General features: G+C 73.0%; 16 protein-coding genes and 1 riboswitch. Of the genes, 4 read left to right on the top strand and 12 right to left on the bottom strand.

Features of this window, described 5'->3' with window-relative positions; all coding sequences use genetic code 11:
- Positions 1-86: 86 nt before the first annotated feature.
- A riboswitch (ZMP/ZTP riboswitch) is annotated at positions 87-176 on the top strand.
- A gap of 18 nt (positions 177-194) precedes the next feature.
- Positions 195-1,631, top strand: a complete 1,437-nt coding sequence (locus ACN26Z_RS14140; RefSeq protein WP_093402671.1) for a glycine hydroxymethyltransferase — start codon at positions 195-197, stop codon at positions 1,629-1,631.
- Between the two features lie 47 nt (positions 1,632-1,678).
- Here ACN26Z_RS14140 and ACN26Z_RS14135 read toward each other — a convergent pair whose 3' ends face one another.
- A complete protein-coding gene (locus ACN26Z_RS14135; protein ID WP_093402670.1) occupies positions 1,679-1,939 on the bottom strand; it encodes a hypothetical protein in 261 nt (86 codons plus the stop codon).
- Between the two features lie 85 nt (positions 1,940-2,024).
- Entirely contained in the window at positions 2,025-3,122 is a 1,098-nt protein-coding gene (locus tag ACN26Z_RS14130; protein WP_421461641.1) for an alpha-hydroxy acid oxidase, read from the bottom strand.
- 140 nt (positions 3,123-3,262) lie between these two features.
- Between ACN26Z_RS14130 and ACN26Z_RS14125 the strand changes: the two genes are divergently transcribed.
- On the top strand, positions 3,263-3,676 hold the full coding sequence (locus tag ACN26Z_RS14125) for an MmcQ/YjbR family DNA-binding protein (protein ID WP_282238866.1): 414 nt from the start codon (positions 3,263-3,265) through the stop codon (positions 3,674-3,676).
- 160 nt (positions 3,677-3,836) lie between these two features.
- Here ACN26Z_RS14125 and ACN26Z_RS14120 read toward each other — a convergent pair whose 3' ends face one another.
- On the bottom strand, positions 3,837-5,072 hold the full coding sequence (locus ACN26Z_RS14120) for an MFS transporter (protein ID WP_421461639.1): 1,236 nt from the start codon (positions 5,070-5,072) through the stop codon (positions 3,837-3,839).
- An 87-nt stretch (positions 5,073-5,159) separates the two neighbouring features.
- On the opposite strand from ACN26Z_RS14120, the gene ACN26Z_RS14115 reads away from it, so the two are divergent.
- Both ACN26Z_RS14115 and ACN26Z_RS14110 read left to right on the top strand, forming a co-directional pair.
- Complete coding sequence (locus ACN26Z_RS14115; protein WP_421461637.1) at positions 5,160-5,780, top strand: CGNR zinc finger domain-containing protein; 621 nt, start codon at positions 5,160-5,162, stop codon at positions 5,778-5,780.
- Positions 5,781-5,891: 111 nt separating this feature from the next.
- On the top strand, positions 5,892-6,821 hold the full coding sequence (locus ACN26Z_RS14110; protein ID WP_421461635.1) for a sialidase family protein: 930 nt from the start codon (positions 5,892-5,894) through the stop codon (positions 6,819-6,821).
- Between the two features lie 378 nt (positions 6,822-7,199).
- Here ACN26Z_RS14110 and ACN26Z_RS14105 read toward each other — a convergent pair whose 3' ends face one another.
- The 9 genes from ACN26Z_RS14105 to ACN26Z_RS14065 all read right to left on the bottom strand — a co-directional run bounded on the left by ACN26Z_RS14105 (position 7,200) and on the right by ACN26Z_RS14065 (position 15,328).
- The gene (locus ACN26Z_RS14105) at positions 7,200-7,523 is read right to left on the bottom strand and encodes an antibiotic biosynthesis monooxygenase family protein (protein WP_421461633.1); all 324 of its coding nucleotides are present in this window, start codon (positions 7,521-7,523) and stop codon (positions 7,200-7,202) included.
- The gene (locus tag ACN26Z_RS14100; protein ID WP_421461631.1) at positions 7,523-8,770 is read right to left on the bottom strand and encodes a beta-ketoacyl synthase N-terminal-like domain-containing protein; all 1,248 of its coding nucleotides are present in this window, start codon (positions 8,768-8,770) and stop codon (positions 7,523-7,525) included. The genes ACN26Z_RS14105 and ACN26Z_RS14100 overlap by 1 nt, the downstream gene beginning before the upstream one ends.
- A 37-nt stretch (positions 8,771-8,807) precedes the next feature.
- Positions 8,808-10,082, bottom strand: coding sequence for a beta-ketoacyl-[acyl-carrier-protein] synthase family protein (locus tag ACN26Z_RS14095; protein WP_282238872.1), 1,275 nt, complete (start codon positions 10,080-10,082; stop codon positions 8,808-8,810).
- On the bottom strand, positions 10,079-10,477 hold the full coding sequence (locus tag ACN26Z_RS14090; protein ID WP_421461629.1) for a cupin domain-containing protein: 399 nt from the start codon (positions 10,475-10,477) through the stop codon (positions 10,079-10,081). The genes ACN26Z_RS14095 and ACN26Z_RS14090 overlap by 4 nt, the downstream gene beginning before the upstream one ends.
- Positions 10,470-11,231 (bottom strand): SRPBCC family protein, encoded by a 762-nt coding sequence (locus ACN26Z_RS14085; RefSeq protein WP_282238874.1) that lies wholly within the window; start codon positions 11,229-11,231, stop codon positions 10,470-10,472. Before ACN26Z_RS14085 ends, ACN26Z_RS14090 begins: the two co-directional genes overlap by 8 nt.
- Complete coding sequence (locus ACN26Z_RS14080) at positions 11,228-12,607, bottom strand: acetyl-CoA carboxylase biotin carboxylase subunit (RefSeq protein WP_282238875.1); 1,380 nt, start codon at positions 12,605-12,607, stop codon at positions 11,228-11,230. Before ACN26Z_RS14080 ends, ACN26Z_RS14085 begins: the two co-directional genes overlap by 4 nt.
- A gap of 14 nt (positions 12,608-12,621) precedes the next feature.
- Complete coding sequence (gene accB, locus ACN26Z_RS14075; RefSeq protein WP_421464647.1) at positions 12,622-13,230, bottom strand: acetyl-CoA carboxylase biotin carboxyl carrier protein; 609 nt, start codon at positions 13,228-13,230, stop codon at positions 12,622-12,624.
- A gap of 80 nt (positions 13,231-13,310) precedes the next feature.
- Positions 13,311-15,005, bottom strand: a complete 1,695-nt coding sequence (locus tag ACN26Z_RS14070) for an acetyl-CoA carboxylase carboxyltransferase subunit alpha (RefSeq protein ID WP_421461626.1) — start codon at positions 15,003-15,005, stop codon at positions 13,311-13,313.
- On the bottom strand, positions 15,002-15,328 hold the full coding sequence (locus ACN26Z_RS14065) for a TcmI family type II polyketide cyclase (RefSeq protein ID WP_093402657.1): 327 nt from the start codon (positions 15,326-15,328) through the stop codon (positions 15,002-15,004). Before ACN26Z_RS14065 ends, ACN26Z_RS14070 begins: the two co-directional genes overlap by 4 nt.
- Positions 15,329-15,432: the final 104 nt, after the last annotated feature.

The raw sequence follows: 15,432 nt of genomic DNA, 5'->3' as shown, positions 1-15,432 counted from the left end.
CCGATCCTAGTGAAGCGATCAAGGGCGTCGATCCGGCCGCGCCCGGCGGCGCTGCGGCCCGCCGTGCGGGCGTACCCGGTAGGATCCCCTCGGGCCGTGACTGGCGCATGGAGATGGAGAACCATCGGGGAGCGGCCCCGTCACGAGGACGCATGCCGAGCGCCTGGGCCTTCCGCACGTCACCTGGAGGTCGCATGCCGCGCAACGCCGAATCCACAGCCTTCCGCAGCGCTCTTGAGGTGATCCGTGGTGTCGAGCCGCGGGTCGCCGACGCGATCGGCGCGGAGCTGGCCGACCAGCGCGAGTCGCTCAAGCTGATCGCGAGCGAGAACTACGCCTCCCCGGCGACGTTGCTGGCCATGGGCAACTGGTTCAGCGACAAGTACGCCGAGGGCACCATCGGACGCCGGTTCTACGCCGGCTGCCAGAACGTGGACACCGTCGAGGCCCTCGCCGCCGAGCACGCCCGGGAGTTGTTCGGCGCGTCACACGCGTACGTGCAGCCGCACTCGGGCATCGACGCCAACCTGGTGGCGTTCTGGGCGATCCTGGCCGACCGGGTCGAGGCGCCGGCGTTGCAGCGGGCCCAGGCGCGGCACGTCAACGACCTCACCGAGGCCGACTGGTTCGCGCTGCGACGTGAGCTGGGCGACCAGCGGATGCTCGGCATGTCGCTGGATGCCGGGGGGCACCTCACCCACGGTTTCCGGCCGAACATCTCCGGCAAGATGTTCGACCAGCGCAGCTACGGCACCGACCCGGCCACCGGCCTGGTCGACTACGACCGCGTCGCCGAGGCGGCGCGGGAGTTCCGCCCGTTGGTGCTTGTCGCCGGCTACTCGGCGTACCCCCGAAAGATCAATTTCCGGATCATGCGGGAGATCGCCGACTCGGTCGGCGCCACCTTCATGGTGGACATGGCGCACTTCGCGGGCCTGGTCGCCGGGAAGGTCTTCACCGGCGACTTCGACCCGGTGCCGCACGCGCACATCGTCACCAGCACCACGCACAAGTCGCTGCGCGGCCCGCGCGGTGGCCTGGTGCTGTGCGGCCCGGAACTGGCCGACCAGGTCGACCGGGGTTGCCCGATGGTGCTCGGCGGCCCGCTGCCGCACGTGATGGCCGCCAAGGCGGTCGCCCTGGCCGAGGCCCGCCGCCCCGACTTCGCCGGCTACGCCCGCCAGATCGTCGACAACGCGCAGGCGCTGGCCGAGGGCCTGCTGCGCCGGGGTGCCAAGCTGGTCACCGGCGGTACCGACAACCACCTGGTGCTGATCGACGTCACCGGCTACGGGCTGACCGGCCGGCAGGCCGAGCAGGCGCTGCTGGACTCCGGCATCGTCACCAACCGCAACGCGGTGCCGCAGGACCCCAACGGCGCCTGGTACACCTCCGGCATCCGGATCGGCACCCCCGCGCTGACCACCCGGGGGCTCGGCACGGCGGAGATGGACACCACCGCCGAGCTGATCCACACCGTGCTCAGCCAGACCAGCGCCGGGGTCGGCCCGGACGGCAGCGCCTCCAAGGCGAAGTACGTCCTCGACCCGGCCCTCGCGGACAAGGTCAGCCGCCAGGCCAGCGAGTTGCTCACCGGTTTCCCGCTCTACCCCGACGTCGAGCTGGGCTGACGAGGTCGCGCCGGGCCGGGGCGTCCCGGCCCGGCGCGATCCCGGCCTCAGGCGATCGGACGTTTGAGGTGGTAGCGGTGGACCTCGGTGCTGCCCTGCACGTTGTTCACGTCCTCGGCGGCGGAGACGAGTTCCCAGCCGTCCCGCCCGGCGCGGTTGAGATGCGCGATGGCGGTGTCGCCGTACGCCGTGATGTCCTTGCGGGACCCGTCCGGGCCGTACCAGACGAACGAGACATGAAAATTGCGGCCCTGCCCCTGGTAGCGGCGGACCAGCAGGGCGTACTCCCAGGCAACCATGTCGCCCATTATGACCGTCCACCGAGGACGCCGGCAGGGCAGCGGTCACAGGTTGCAAAGCGGTGAACGCGATGAGTCGCCGTACCGGTACCGGTCAGTCCACCGGCACCGTGCGCAGTGCCCGGGCGGCCACCGGGTCGGCGCAGCCGGCCAGGGCCAACGCGTCCCGCAACTCGTCGGCGAGCAGGGCCAGGGCGGTGCTGGCCGCCGGTTGCCCACCGACCGCCAGCGCCCAGAGCATCGGCCGACCGACCAGGACTCCGTAGGCACCCATCGCCAACGCGCGCAGCACGTCGACGCCGCCCCGGATCCCGCTGTCCAGCAGCACCTCGCACCGGTCACCGACGGCCGTCACCACCTCGGGCAGCATGGTGGCGCTGGCCGGGACCCCGTCGAGCTGCCGGCCGCCGTGGTTGGACACGACCACCGCCTGCGCCCCCGCCTCGACGGCGCGTACGGCGTCGGCCGGGTCCAGGATGCCCTTGACGACCAGCGGCAGGTCGCACCTCTCCCCCAACCACCGCAGATCCGCCCAGCTCAGTGCCGGAGCGAAGGGCGAGTCGTGCGGCGTGGACAGCGGGGTGACGCCCGGCGTACCGCCGTGGGCCAGGTCGTCGCGGCCACCCGGCAGATTCGCCGGGACCAGCTCCGGCGGCAGCCGGAAGGTGTTGCGCAGGTCCCGCAGACGTCGGCCGAGCACCGGCACGTCCACCGTGACCACCAGCGCCCGACAACCGGCGGCGCGGACCCGGGCCAGCAGGTCGGCCACCAGCGACCGGTCCCGCAGCCAGTACAGCTGGAACCAGACGTCGGCGCCGGTGGCGGTGACCTGCTCGATCGGGGTGCTGCCGAGAATGCTGGCCAGGTACGGCACCTCGGCGGCACGGGCCGCGGCGGCCAGCGCCGGTTCGCCGTCGGGATGCACCAGCCGTTGGTACGCCATCGGCGCCACCCCCACCGGCATCGCGTACTCCCGGCCGAGCAACCGGGCCCGCAGTCTCGGGGTGGTCACCCCGGTCAGCACCCTCGGCAGCACGCCGACCCGGTCCAGCGCACGGCGGTTCGCACCGAGGGTCACCTCGGCGCCGCTGCCGCCGTCCAGGTAGTCCCAGACGTGCGGTGGCAGCACCGTCCGGGCCAGGGTGGCGAAGTCGGCCAGGCAGACCGGGGCCGGACCGGGCGTGATCTCCATACGGTCCACCATCGCCGACCCGGCGCCCGCCACGCCACTGTCGCGCCGGAGGATCGGCGCCGGCGCGGCGAGGTGTCCGGGCGGAGTCGGACGCGCCCGGCGGGGCCCACCGGGCGCGACACCTGGCGTACCGTCGGGAGGTGGCCAGTTGGGACGACGTACGCCGGATCGCGCTGGGCCTGCCGGAGACCAGCGAACGGCCCTCCTACGACGGGGTGGCCGCCTGGCGGGTGAAGGACAAGCCGTTCGTCTGGGAGCGCCCGCTACGCGGCAAGGAACTCCAGGACCTCGGTCCGGCCGCGCCGGAGGGTCCCATCCTCGGGGTACGGGTGGCGGACTTGGGCGTCAAGGAGGCGTTGCTCGCCGACGAACCGGACCGCTTCTTCACCACGCCGCACTTCGACGGCTACCCGTCGGTGCTGGTTCGGTTGGACCGGGTCGACGTCGCCGAGCTGACCGAGCTGATCGTCGAAGCTTGGTACGCCCGCGCCCCGAAACGGCTGGCCGCCGCGCACCAGGCGGAGACGGCGCCACCCGCAGAAGATTCGGGATAAGGAGACGCCATAAAGGCGCTCGATAACCGCCCCCACTCCGCACACCGTCGACGCGCGTGCTCATCCCTCCCACCCCGCCGGACTCCCCGGACAACACCCCGCCGGACTCCCCGGCACCTTCAGGGATACTGCTGCATCCGGCGTCGTCGAGGCAGCAGTGTCAGCGAAGTTGCGGGTCAGCGCAGCGCGGGGCAACAAGCGCCGGCGTGGCGGTGGGGGGCGACTCCGACGGCGCGTCCCCGGTAAGGGCGGGGTGGGCGAGACGCCGCTCGCCGAGCGCCAGCACCAGGGCCACGGCGCTGAGCAGGGCGCCGATGAGCACCGTGCGGTGCACGCCGTGACTCGGCAGCGTTAACCCGCCGACGAAGGCGCCAGCGGTGATGCCGACGTTGACGGCGGCCGACACGGTGGCGGCGGCGAGGTCCGAGCGCCCCGGCGCCACCTGCAGGACGAGGCCGCCGAGGGTAGCGGTGAACGCGGCGAACGCCAGCCCGGCCAGTGCGATCAGGCCGACGGCCGCGGCGGGCCGGTGCCCCAGTGTGTACAGCCCGATCAGGGCCAGCGACTGTACGGCGACCGTCGCGACCAGGGCGAGCCAGGGGCTGCGATCCACCAGCACGCCGACGGCGAGGATGCCGAGCACGCTGGCGATGCCGCGGACGAGCAGGACGGCACCGACCGAGGTCGCGGCCATGGCGCTGTGCTCGGTGACGAAGAGGGCGACGTAGGTGTAGGCGGCGATCGCCCCGGCGGTCGCCAGCACGGCCACCGCGACCAGCAGCCAGAAGCGTCGGGCGTCGGGCGTCGCGCCTCGGGTGGCGTGCCCCTGGTCGGGCCGGGTCGAGGGCAGCAGCGCGGCGACCACCGCGAACACCACCGCGCCGAGCCCGGCCACCGCCAGGAACGAGGCCCGCCAGCCGGCCCGCTCGCCCAGCCAGATGCCCGCGGGTACACCCAGGGCCAGGGCGACGTTGCCCCCGGCGAACACGACCGCGACCACCCGGCCACTGAGCCCCGGCCGGAACAGTTCCGCGGCGGCCGGCACCACCACCGCCCAGAACAACGCGTGGGTCGCCGCGGTCGCCATCCGGGCCGCCAGCAGCACCGCGAAGCTGCTCGCGAAGACCGTCACCGCGTTGCTGACGACGAAGCCGGCCAGCAGCGCCGACAGCAGTGGCCGGCGAGGAACCCGGCGGACCAGCGCGGTCAGCGGCACCGAGGCGACCATCACCACCGCGCCGTACGCGGTGACCAGCATGCCAACGTCCGCGGGTGACACGGTCAGGTCCAGCGCCATCGGCAGCAGCAGCCCGATGGGCAGCGCCTCGGCCGTGGCGTAGAGGAAGGTGCCGCCCGACAGTCCGATCAGGACCACTGTCGCCCGCCCGCGTCCCATGCGCCCTCCAGTGTTACCTGCTATGTCGTTTACGGGGGTAACACTAGGGAGCGCCCGACACACGGTCAACTGGTAAAGTCTGTTTTGATGGAAACATTCGAGGGTGTCCGGAGGCTGCGCCTGGTGGGCGGCAACCTCGCGCTGGACTTCGTCAACACCCGCACCGGTCCACCCGTCGGGCCGCCCGACGGCGACGTGCTCACCGGCTATCCCGAGCTGGTCGCCTGGGCCGGCTACGCAGGCGTCCTCACCGACGCGGAGGTGACCAGGTTGCATCGTCTCCGCCACGACGACCCGGACGCCGCGCAGGCCGCCTTCGAACGGTCACTGCGCACCCGCGACCGGCTCGACGAGGTGTTCCGGGCCCTGGCGAGCGGCCGGAGCCCGAGCAGGTCCGCCCTGGCCGACCTGCGTGACGACGAAGCTGACGCGCTCGCTAACGCGCAGCTCGACCGGGCCGGCAGTTTCGTCTGGACCTGGCGGGACGACCGCACCGCCGCCCGACCCCTCCGGCCGGTGGTGCACGCGGCGATCCAGCTGCTCACCACCGGCCCGCTGGACCGGATCAAGGGCTGCGGCGGCTGCCGCTTCGTCTTCACCGACGAGAGCAAGAACCGAAGTCGACGCTGGTGCAGCATGGACGACTGCGGGACCACCGAGAAGGCCCGACGCTACGTCGCCGCGCGCCGCACCCGGGCGAGCCGGTGAGCAACGACGCCGGACAGCGCCACCGGTGGACCACCGCCGGGCTGTCGCGTTCGTCCGCTGTTCGTCCGACCGCCACACCGGTGTCGCCCGCTCCGCGTACCGTCGACGCACGTGATCATCCGTCCGGCGACCACCGAGGTGCGCGCGTTACGCCGTATCGGTGACACCGCCCCGCACAGCGCCTTCACCGACCTGGTCCGGTACGCGGGAACCTGGTTCTGCGCCTTCCGCGAGGGCCGGTCGCACCTCTCCGACGACGGCGTCCTGCGGGTGTTGACCTCCTCGGACGGTCGTTCCTGGCAGACCGCGGCCGTCCTCGCCCAGGCCGGTGTCGACCTGCGCGATCCGCGCTTCGTCCTGCGCCCCGACGGACGGTTGCAGCTGCTCGCCGCCGCCGCGACCGGCATGCCGAAGCAATTCCGGACCGTCACCGCGGTCAGCGACGACGGTAAGCGGTGGGACGAACCACGGCCGGTCGGCGAACCCGACGTCTGGGTCTGGCAGGCCGCCTGGTGCAGCGACGCGATGTACGGCATCGGCTACGCCACCCGGGACCCACGGTTCGTCCGGCTCTACCGCAGCGAGGACGGCTTCGATCTGCGACCGGTGGTACGGACGTTGTTCTCCGCCGGTTATCCGAACGAATCCGGGCTGGTCTTCGACCCCGACGGCACCGCCACCTGCCTGCTACGGCGCGACGGCGGTACGGCAACCGCCCAGCTGGGTCGCGCCCGCCCGCCCTATCGGGAGTGGACCTGGACGGACCTGGGGGTACGCGTGGGCGGGCCGGCGCTGTGCCGGCTGCCCGACGACATCCTGGTGGCCGGCGTACGCCTGCACGACGGCGCGGTGCGGACCGCGATCTGCGCCGTCGACGTGGCGCGGGGCCGGCTGCGGGAGCTGGTGACGCTGCCCTCCGGCGGCGACTCCAGCTATCCCGGCCTGGTCTGGCACGACGAGCGGCTGCACGTCAGCTACTACTCATCCCACGAGGGGCGCAGCTGCGTCTACCTGGCCGAGGTCGACCTCGGGTCGCACTGAGGGCCCGCCGGCCACGTCCACGGCCGGGGCGCGGCGCGGCTCCGCCGGTCGGCGGAGGGGTGCTTGTCGGTGCGGGTCGACAGCTCGGCGAGGGGTCGGCGGATCGACAAGGAGTCGCCGATCGGCCTCGCCCGGCGAGAACAGCGGTCCGGTCATGACATCCCCACCTCACCATCGGCGTCGCTGCGGCGCGAACCGGCCGCAGGTCGCCCGCTCGGAGCACTGCCGGAACCCTACGGCAGGCACGGTGGACATTGCTTCATGCAAATGGATACCGGAGACGGGCAACAGGCCGGATTGTCGCCGGGCCCTCCGGCGAGGATGATCGATTCCGTGTGCCGACCTTGAGTGAGTGATTCGACACCTAGCGTGCATCGTTCACCCGGGCGTCCCGGCCGGTACCGGGGTCTGCGCGTGAATGTGGAAACGCAGGGACCGGGCGTCGGTGAAGCACTCCCGCATCGGCCGGACCAGGTCGCGGTGCTCCGGGCTGCGCTCCCACGCCTCGAAGTCGGCCAGGCTGCTCCACTCGCTGGTGATGAGCCACTGCTCCGGGTCGGTCGACGAACGACACACCTGGTCGACAAGATGGCCCGGCACCCCGTCGGCGACCAGGTGCCGGACCGCCTCGTAGGCCAGCAGGAAATCCTCGGTTCGCTCGTCCGGCACCCGGACCAGGAACACCACCCGTGCTCGCGTCATCACCCCTCCTCGCCGACCGGTGGCGCACCGCGCAACACCAGCGCACTGTTGAATCCGTCGAAACCTCGGGCGCAGACCAGCGCCACCCGGGTACGCGGGCGGCGTGGGGCCCGCAGGAAATCCAGCTCACAGCCCTCGGCCACGACCTCCGGACCGGCCGAGGCGGGCAGTGTGTCGTGCGCGAAGGCGAGCAGGGCGGTGGCCACGTCCAGCGCCGACCCGCCCTGATGCGCCCGCCCGGTCAACTCCTTGTGGGTACTGACCGGCGGCGTGCGGGCGCCGAAGACGGCACGCAGGGCGCTGGCCTCGGCCCGGTCGTAGCGGGGCACCCCGAGCGCGTCGGGGACCACCACGTCCACCTCGTCCGGCTCGACGCCGGCCCGGCCCAGGGCCAGCCGCATCGCGCGGGCGTACTGATGCGGGTCACCGGCGCTGTCGGACGTGGTGTGCGCCGCGTCGTGGGTGGCGCCCCAGCCGGTCACCTCGCCGTAGCTGCGCGCCCCCCTCGCTCGGGCGTGGTCCAGTTCCTCCACCACGAACACCGCGCCTCCCTCGGCCGGTAGGTAGCCGCTGGCGGTGGCGTCGAACGGCCGGTAGGCGTGTTCCGGATCGGCCACCTCGCTGAGCAGGCCGGACCGCAGCTGACAGGCGAGCGCGTACGGGCTCAGCGGGCACTCGGTCGCCCCGGCGAGCACCACCGAGGCGCCGCGCCGCACGGCCCGCACCGCGTGCGCCAGGCTGTCCAGGCCACCGGCTGACTCCGCCACCAGCACTCCGCACGGTCCCTTCGCCTGATGCCGGATGGAGAGCTGTCCGACGCTGGCCGCGTAGAACCAGGCGATCGACTGGTACGCGCCGACCGTGCGCGACGGTGACGACCAGAGACGTTGCAGCTCCCGCTGGCCGAACAGGTTGCCGCCGGAGGCGCTGGCCAGGGTCACCGCCCAGCCGTACGGGTCGGTGGCCCGCTCCGGCAGTCCGGCGTCGGCCAGCGCCAGCGCGGTGGCGGCGAACCCGAGGTGCGTCCACCTGTCGGTCTGCACCAGAGCGCGGTTGTCGGCGTACCGGGCCGGGTCGAAGTCCGCCACCTCGCCGCCGAGACGGGTCGGGTACCCGGCGGCGTCGAACAGGGTGATCGGACCGGTACGGCGGCGGCCGGCCAGGACCGTACGCCAGTGCGCGTCCGCGCCGACGCCGCTGGGCGCCACCACCCCGATGCCGGTGACCACGGCCCGCCCGCCGGTCACGCCGTCACCTCGACGGCCGTCCGGACCCGACGCGTGCTCACGGTGTCACGTCCCGGGCCAACCGGCGGAACAGCATGGCCGACTGGAATCCGCCGAAGCCGCTGCCCACCGAGAGCGCCACGTCCACCGGCACCTCCCGGGCCTCGTTGGGCACGTAGTCCAGGTCGCATTCCGGATCCCGGGTGGCCCAGTTGGCGGTCGGCGGCACCACTCCGAACTCGATGGCCAACGCGCACGCGGCCATCTCGATGGCGCCGATGGCACCAAGTGAGTGCCCGACCATCGACTTGATCGAACTGATCGGTACCCGGTAGGCCGCCGATCCGAGCGACCGTTTGAACGCAGCCGTCTCGTGCCTGTCGTTCTGCCGGGTACCCGAGCCGTGGGCGCTGATGTAGGAGACGTCCTCGGGCGCCAGGCGCGCCTGCCGCAGCGCGTCGGTGATGGCCAGCCCCATCTCCAGGCCGTCGGGGCGCAGCCCGGTCATGTGGTATCCGTTGCTGCGACTGGCGTAGCCGGCCACCTCGCAGTAGACGTGCGCGCCGCGCCGCACGGCGTGTCCGGCCTCCTCCAGCACCAGCACCGCCGCCCCCTCGGCCAGTACGAATCCGTGCCGGTCGGCGTCGAAGGGGCGGGAGGCGTGCGCCGGGTCGTCGTTGTCCGGGCTGGTCGCCTTGATGGCGTCGAACGAGGCGACGGTGACCGGTGAGATGGGCGAGTCGGCAGCCCCGGCGAGCACGATGTCGGCCTCGCCGTCGACGACGAGTTGGTGGGCGTACCCGATGGCGTCGATGCCGGAGGTACAGCCGGTGGAGATCACCTGGGCCGGACCGTGCAGGCCGTGGCGGCAGGCCACGTCGGCGGCCAGGCTGCTGGGCATCAGCGCCGGGTAGAGGTACGGGCCGCCGAGTGCCGCGTCGACCAACCAGCGCCGGCCGCTGTCGCTCACCGTCACGTACTCCTGCTCCAGCGCCATGGTGCCGCCGACCGCGGTGCCGAGCACCACCCCGGCCCGGTCGCGTTCGGCGTCGGTGAGGTCCAGCCCGCTGTCGGCGACCGCCTCGGCGGCACAGGCCAGCGCGAACTGCACGTACCGGTCGGCGCGCTGCCGCTGGGCCGGGGTCAGTCCGGCGGCGTCCGGGTCGAAGTCGCACTCGGCGGCGATCTGCGACCGGAACGGTGAGGGGTCGAAGAAGCTGATCCGCCGGGTCGCCGTACGGCCCTCGGTGATGCTCTTCCAGAACCGGTCCCGGGTCACCCCACCGGGGGCCACCACCCCGACGCCGGTCACCACCGTGCGGCGGCTGGTCACGACCGGTCCCGCTGTTCGACAAGCTCGGTGTCGACGTGGCCGAGTTCCGGGCGCGGAGCCAGCGGTCCGAGGTGGAAGACCACCTCGGCGGGGAGATGACCGGTGTTGCGCAGCCGGTGTCGGACGTTGCGGGCCACGAACAACGCCTCGCCGGCCGCCAACGGCACCGGTTCGTCGTCCAGGTCGACGGTGATGGCGCCCCGGGCGACGTAGAGGAACTCCTCGCTGTAGGGGTGGTAGTGCTCGGCGATCCGCTCCCCCGGCACCATGGTGGCCACGCCCATGAAACCCGAGGTGCTGCCGACGGTACGCGGACCGAGCAGGACGCGCAGCTCGCCACCGCGACGGCGGTCGGCGGGCACGTCCCGGGCGGCCACCAGGGCGAGGTCACTCATCGTCTGCTCCTGTCGCGCTCGTACCGGTCGCCGACGCCGTACTCGTCAGGGTCGTCCGGTTCCGGGCGAGCCGCTCGACGCGCTCCTTGATCACGGCCAGCTGCACCGCGCTGTTGGTGTTGATCCGTTCGGTCATCCCGGCGTTGTCCACAGGTGCGGTCGGTTTCATGGCGAAGTCCTGCATCCAGGTCATCCGGACCCCGTCGGGTTCCTCGGTGTAGGTCCAGCGGATCCGCATGTACTCGAACGGGCCGGTCTCCACCCGGCGGGCGTGCACCTGTCGGGTGGCCGGGTCCGCGGTGCGTTCGCTGACCCAGCTCCAGGCCACCCCGTTCTCGTCGGGATGCATGGTGAGCCGGAACCGGACGGTGTCGCCGTTCCGGTCGAGGATCTCCGCCCGCGCGTACTCGGTGAACAGGTCCGGCCAGCCCGCCACGTCGTTCGTCACCGACCAGACCAGCTCCAGCGGGGCGGCGATGACGACGCTGTTCTCGGTGTGCCCGGGCGGGTCGGCCCGCCGGGCGACCAGGTCGGCCACGGCCGGAATGGTCAACTGGGCGGCCTGCTCCGGGATGCTCACCTGCCACCGGTCGGCGACCACGGCCGAGAGTTCGAGCAGGGCGAGCGAGTCCATGCCCAGCTCCTCCAGGGAGGCGGCCGGCGCGCGGGCGGCGGCATCCGGGTCGAGGCCGCAGTTGGTCACCAGGATGTCGGTTATCTCCGCGGTCAGCGAAGCGCCGTCGGTGACGGTCATCGTTTCCTCCTCGGGTGTGCGGGTTTCGGTGCGGCGATCAGGCGGTCCACCAGCCCGGTGGAGTGACGCCCCTTGCGGAACTCGGCGTCGTCGAGCACCCGCCTGACGAACGGGATGGTGGTCCGCATCCCCGGTCCGGAGATGTCGAACTCGCCGAGCGCGCGGTCCAGCCGGCTCAACGCCAGGTCGCGGTCCGGGGCCCAGACCGCGACCTTCGCCAGCAGCGAGTCGTAGTGCGGACCCACCAGGTAGCCGGCATGGCCGTGGGTGTCGACCCGGGTGAACGGGCCGCCGGGCGGCACGAACCGGTCCAGCCGGCCGGGCGTCGGGGCGAAGTCCCGGTCCGGATCCTCCACGTTGACCCGGCACTCGACGCTGACTCCGGTGAACCTGATGTCGTCCTGACGCCAGCGCAGCGGGGTGCCGGCGGCGACGTGGAGCTGCTCGTGCACCAGGTCGATCCCGGTGATCATCTCGGTGACCGGGTGTTCCACCTGGATCCGACAGTTGATCTCCAGAAAGTGGAACCGTTCCTCGGCGTCGACCAGGAACTCCACAGTTCCGGCGCCGGTGAACCCGACGTCGAGGGCACCGCGCAGGGCGGTGCTGGCGATGGCCTCCAGCGTCGCCGGGGACAACGCCGGGGCGGGCGCCTCCTCGACCAGCTTCTGATGGCGACGCTGCACCGAGCAGTCCCGGGTACCGAGGTGCACGCCGTTGCCGTGCGAGTCGCAGAGCAGCTGGACCTCGACATGCCGAGCGTCGGTCAGGTAGCGCTCGACGTACACCCGGTCGTCGCCGAAGGCGGCCTGGGCGGCGGCCCGGGTGCGCGCGTACGCCCGGGGCAGGTCCGCCGGGGCACGGACCACGGCCATCCCGCGACCCCCTCCCCCGGCGGCGGCCTTGATGATGACCGGATAGCCCACCTCGGCGGCGAGGGCCGCGGCCTCGGCGGCCGTCGGTACCGGCTGCACGGCACCCGGTGCCAGCGGTAGCCCGGCCCGGCTCATCAACGCCCGGGCGGAGGACTTGTCGGCCAGCACGGACATCACATGTGGCGGCGGGCCGACGAAGGTCAGCCCGTTGTCCGCGCAGATCTCCGCGAAGTCGGCGTCCTCCGAGAGGAAGCCGTAGCCCGGGTGCACCGCCTGGGCGCCGACCTTTCGGGCGGCCTCCACCACCGCCGCGGCGTTGAGGTAGCTGCGCCGGCTGACCGAGGGGCCGATCCGGACGGCCTCGTCGGCCAACCGCACGGCCGCCGAGTCGGCGTCCGCCGTGGAGTAGACCACCGCGGTACGGATGCCCAGTTCCCGGCACGCGCGCAGGATGCGCAACGCGATCTCGCCCCGGTTGGCGATCAGCACCTTGGAGAACATCAGCGCACCACCCCTCACGCCAGGTCCAGGGCGACCAGTGGCTGGTCGTACTCCACCGGCTGTCCGTCGACGGCGAGGATCTCGACGACCCGGCCGGGTCGGTCCGCGACGATCTCGTTCATCAGCTTCATCGCCTCGACGATGCCGACGACCTGCCCGGGTCGGACCTGGTCGCCGACGGCCACGAAGGGCGCCGCACCCGGCTGCGGCGACCGGTAGAAGGTGCCGACCATCGGCGAGCGGACGCTGGTGCGGGTGGCGGGGCTCGCCGCCGGCGGGGCCGCGGGCGGTTCGGCCGGTGGGCGGGGAGCGGCGGCGACGCTGGAACCCGTGGGGCCGGACGGTACGCCCGGACCGACCGGCCGGTCCCACTCCACCTCCAGTTCGGCGTCGCCGAGGCGCAGCCGCAGCCGGCGTACCGGCTCGGCCAGTTCGGCGATGAACTGCTGGGCGTGTCGGCGCAGGTCGGTCAGGACGGCGTCGGCCGCCGCGTACCGGCCGGGACCGGCGAGGCCGTCGACCAGGTGGCCGGTCTCGTCACCGTCCGGGGTCGGCGCAGCGGTACGAGCGAGGTACGCGCCGTCGGCGTCGGACCGCCCGGAGCGGACCGCGTCCGACGGCAGCCCGGCGGTCGCGGTCGGTGCGCCGTCCACAGGCGACGCCGGGGCCCCGGCGACGGTGGGCGCGGCACCGGCCGTGGCGCTCACCGGGCACCCGCCCGGGCACCGGCACGGGCGGCGCCGAAGCGGCGGAAGCGCCGTCGGCGTCGTTGGACGAGGGTCACCGTCGGCACGTCCAGCAGCGGCAGCAGGTTCGCCAGCAGCGCCTGCCGGACGGCTCGGGCCGTCGCCTCGGGGTCGTCGGCGGCCGAGCCGTCCGGCTCGGGTACGACCTCGTCGACGACCCCGAGCCGGCACAGATCCGGCGCGGTCAACCGCAGCGCCCGGGCCGCCTGCGGGGCGGCGGTACGACCCGGCCAGAGGATCGCGGCGCAGCCTTCCGGACTGATCACCGAGTAGACCGCGTGCTGGAGCATCAACACCCGGTCGGCCACCGCCAGGGCGAGGGCACCACCGCTGCCACCCTCCCCGGTCACCACTGTCACCACCGGTGTGGGCAGCACGCTCAGGGTCAGGATGTTCTCCGCGATGGCCGCCGCCTGGCCGTGTTCCTCCGCCTCGACGCCCGGGTCGGCGCCCGGGGTGTCGACCAGGGTCACCACGGGCAGCCCGAGTCGGGCCGCCAGTCGCATCAGCCGCAACGCCTTGCGGTGGCCCGCCGGGGTGGCCATGCCGAAGTTGCGGGCGGCCAGTTCGGCAGTGGTGTGTCCCTTCTGGTGGCCGATCACCATCAGGTGCCGGCCGTCGAGCCGCGCCACCCCACCGACCACCGCCGGGCAGTCGCCGCCGAGCCGGTCGCCGTGCAGCTCGGTGAAGCCGTCGAAGGTGGTCTCCAGGTAGTCCAGGGTGGTGGGGCGGCCGGGGTGCCGAGCCAGGCGTACCGTCTCCCAGGCGTCGCGGGCCGGCGTCCGGGACGCGGGCATCGGGCGGGCCGCCTCGGGCAGCGGGGCGGTGGCGCCGGGGCGGTTCGTGGCCCGCCGGCGGGTGGCGGCGAGCAGGGTCGCCAGTCGGGCGCGCAGCGCGTGCCGGGGTACCACCATGTCGATCTGGCCGTGCCGCAGCAGGAACTCGGCGGTCTGGAACCCCTCCGGGAGGGTGCGTCCGGTCACCTGGCGGATCACCCGGGGACCGGCGAAGCCCATCCGGGTGCCGCTCTCGGCGAGTACCAGGTCGGCGCTTGTGGCGAAGGAGGCCGCCACCCCGCCGTAGGTGGGGTCGGTCAGCACGCTGACGGTGAGCAGCCCGACCTCGCGCAACGCGGCCATCGCCTGGCTGACCGTGGCCATCTGCATCAGCGACAGCGCGCCCTCCTGCATCCGGGCACCGCCGGAGGCGGTGACCAGGACCAGTGCGATGTCGAGCTCCAACGCCTGCTCGGCGGTACGGGTGATCAGCTCGCCGACGGCACAGCCGAGACTGCCGCCGAGAAACCGGAAGTCCATCACCGCGAGCGCACAGCGCGACCCGCCGATCGTGGCGGTGCCGCAGAGCACCGCCTCCGCCAGGCCGGTGTCGGCGCGGGCGGCGGCGAGCCGGTGCGGATACGGCAGGACATCGACGAAGCCGATCGGGTCCACCTCGACCGCACGGTCCGGCAGCGGCCGGAACGATCCGGGGTCGACCAGCTGGCTCACCCGCTCGGGTGCGGCGAGTCGGGTGTGCAGGCCGCACTCCGGGCAGACGTCGAGATTGCGGCGCAGTCGCTTGCGGTAGAGCAGGGCGGCACAGCCGCCGCACCGGGACCACAGGGACTCGCCGGAGGGCGCGGTGGCGGTCACGGCCGGTGCCCGTCGAAACGGTAGAAGCAGCGGGCCATGGCGTCCCGGGGCGCGCGCCAGTCCGGCCGGTACGGCGAGATGTAGGAACTCAGCCGGCTGCTGACCCGGACGAACTCCGGGTGCTCCCGAACGGCCTCGACGGCGCCGTCGCCGGCCGACTCGGTCTCGATGAGATGCACGTACAGGTCGTGCAGGCGGTACAGCGAGCGATGCCGGACCCCCACCAGGCGGGGCAGTTCGGTCGTGTCGGACTCGGCGAAGATCTCGGCGACCGCCGATTCGGCGGTCGGGACCACCTTCGCGACGATCAGCGTTCGGTCCATGCTGGTCCTCCCCCCATGGGGCCGGTCGGGCGCCACCGGGTGCGCCCGGACGGCTGCCGCCACGATGCGCGGCACCGCGTCACCCGGGCGTCACAGACACCCCC

The sequence above is a fragment of the Verrucosispora sp. WMMD703 genome, assembly GCF_049178935.1.
In the GTDB taxonomy this organism is placed as follows: Bacteria; Actinomycetota; Actinomycetes; order Mycobacteriales; family Micromonosporaceae; genus Micromonospora; species Micromonospora sediminimaris.
The sequence above is the reverse complement of the archived record's forward strand: the minus strand, read 5'-3'. Positions and strand labels throughout refer to the sequence as shown.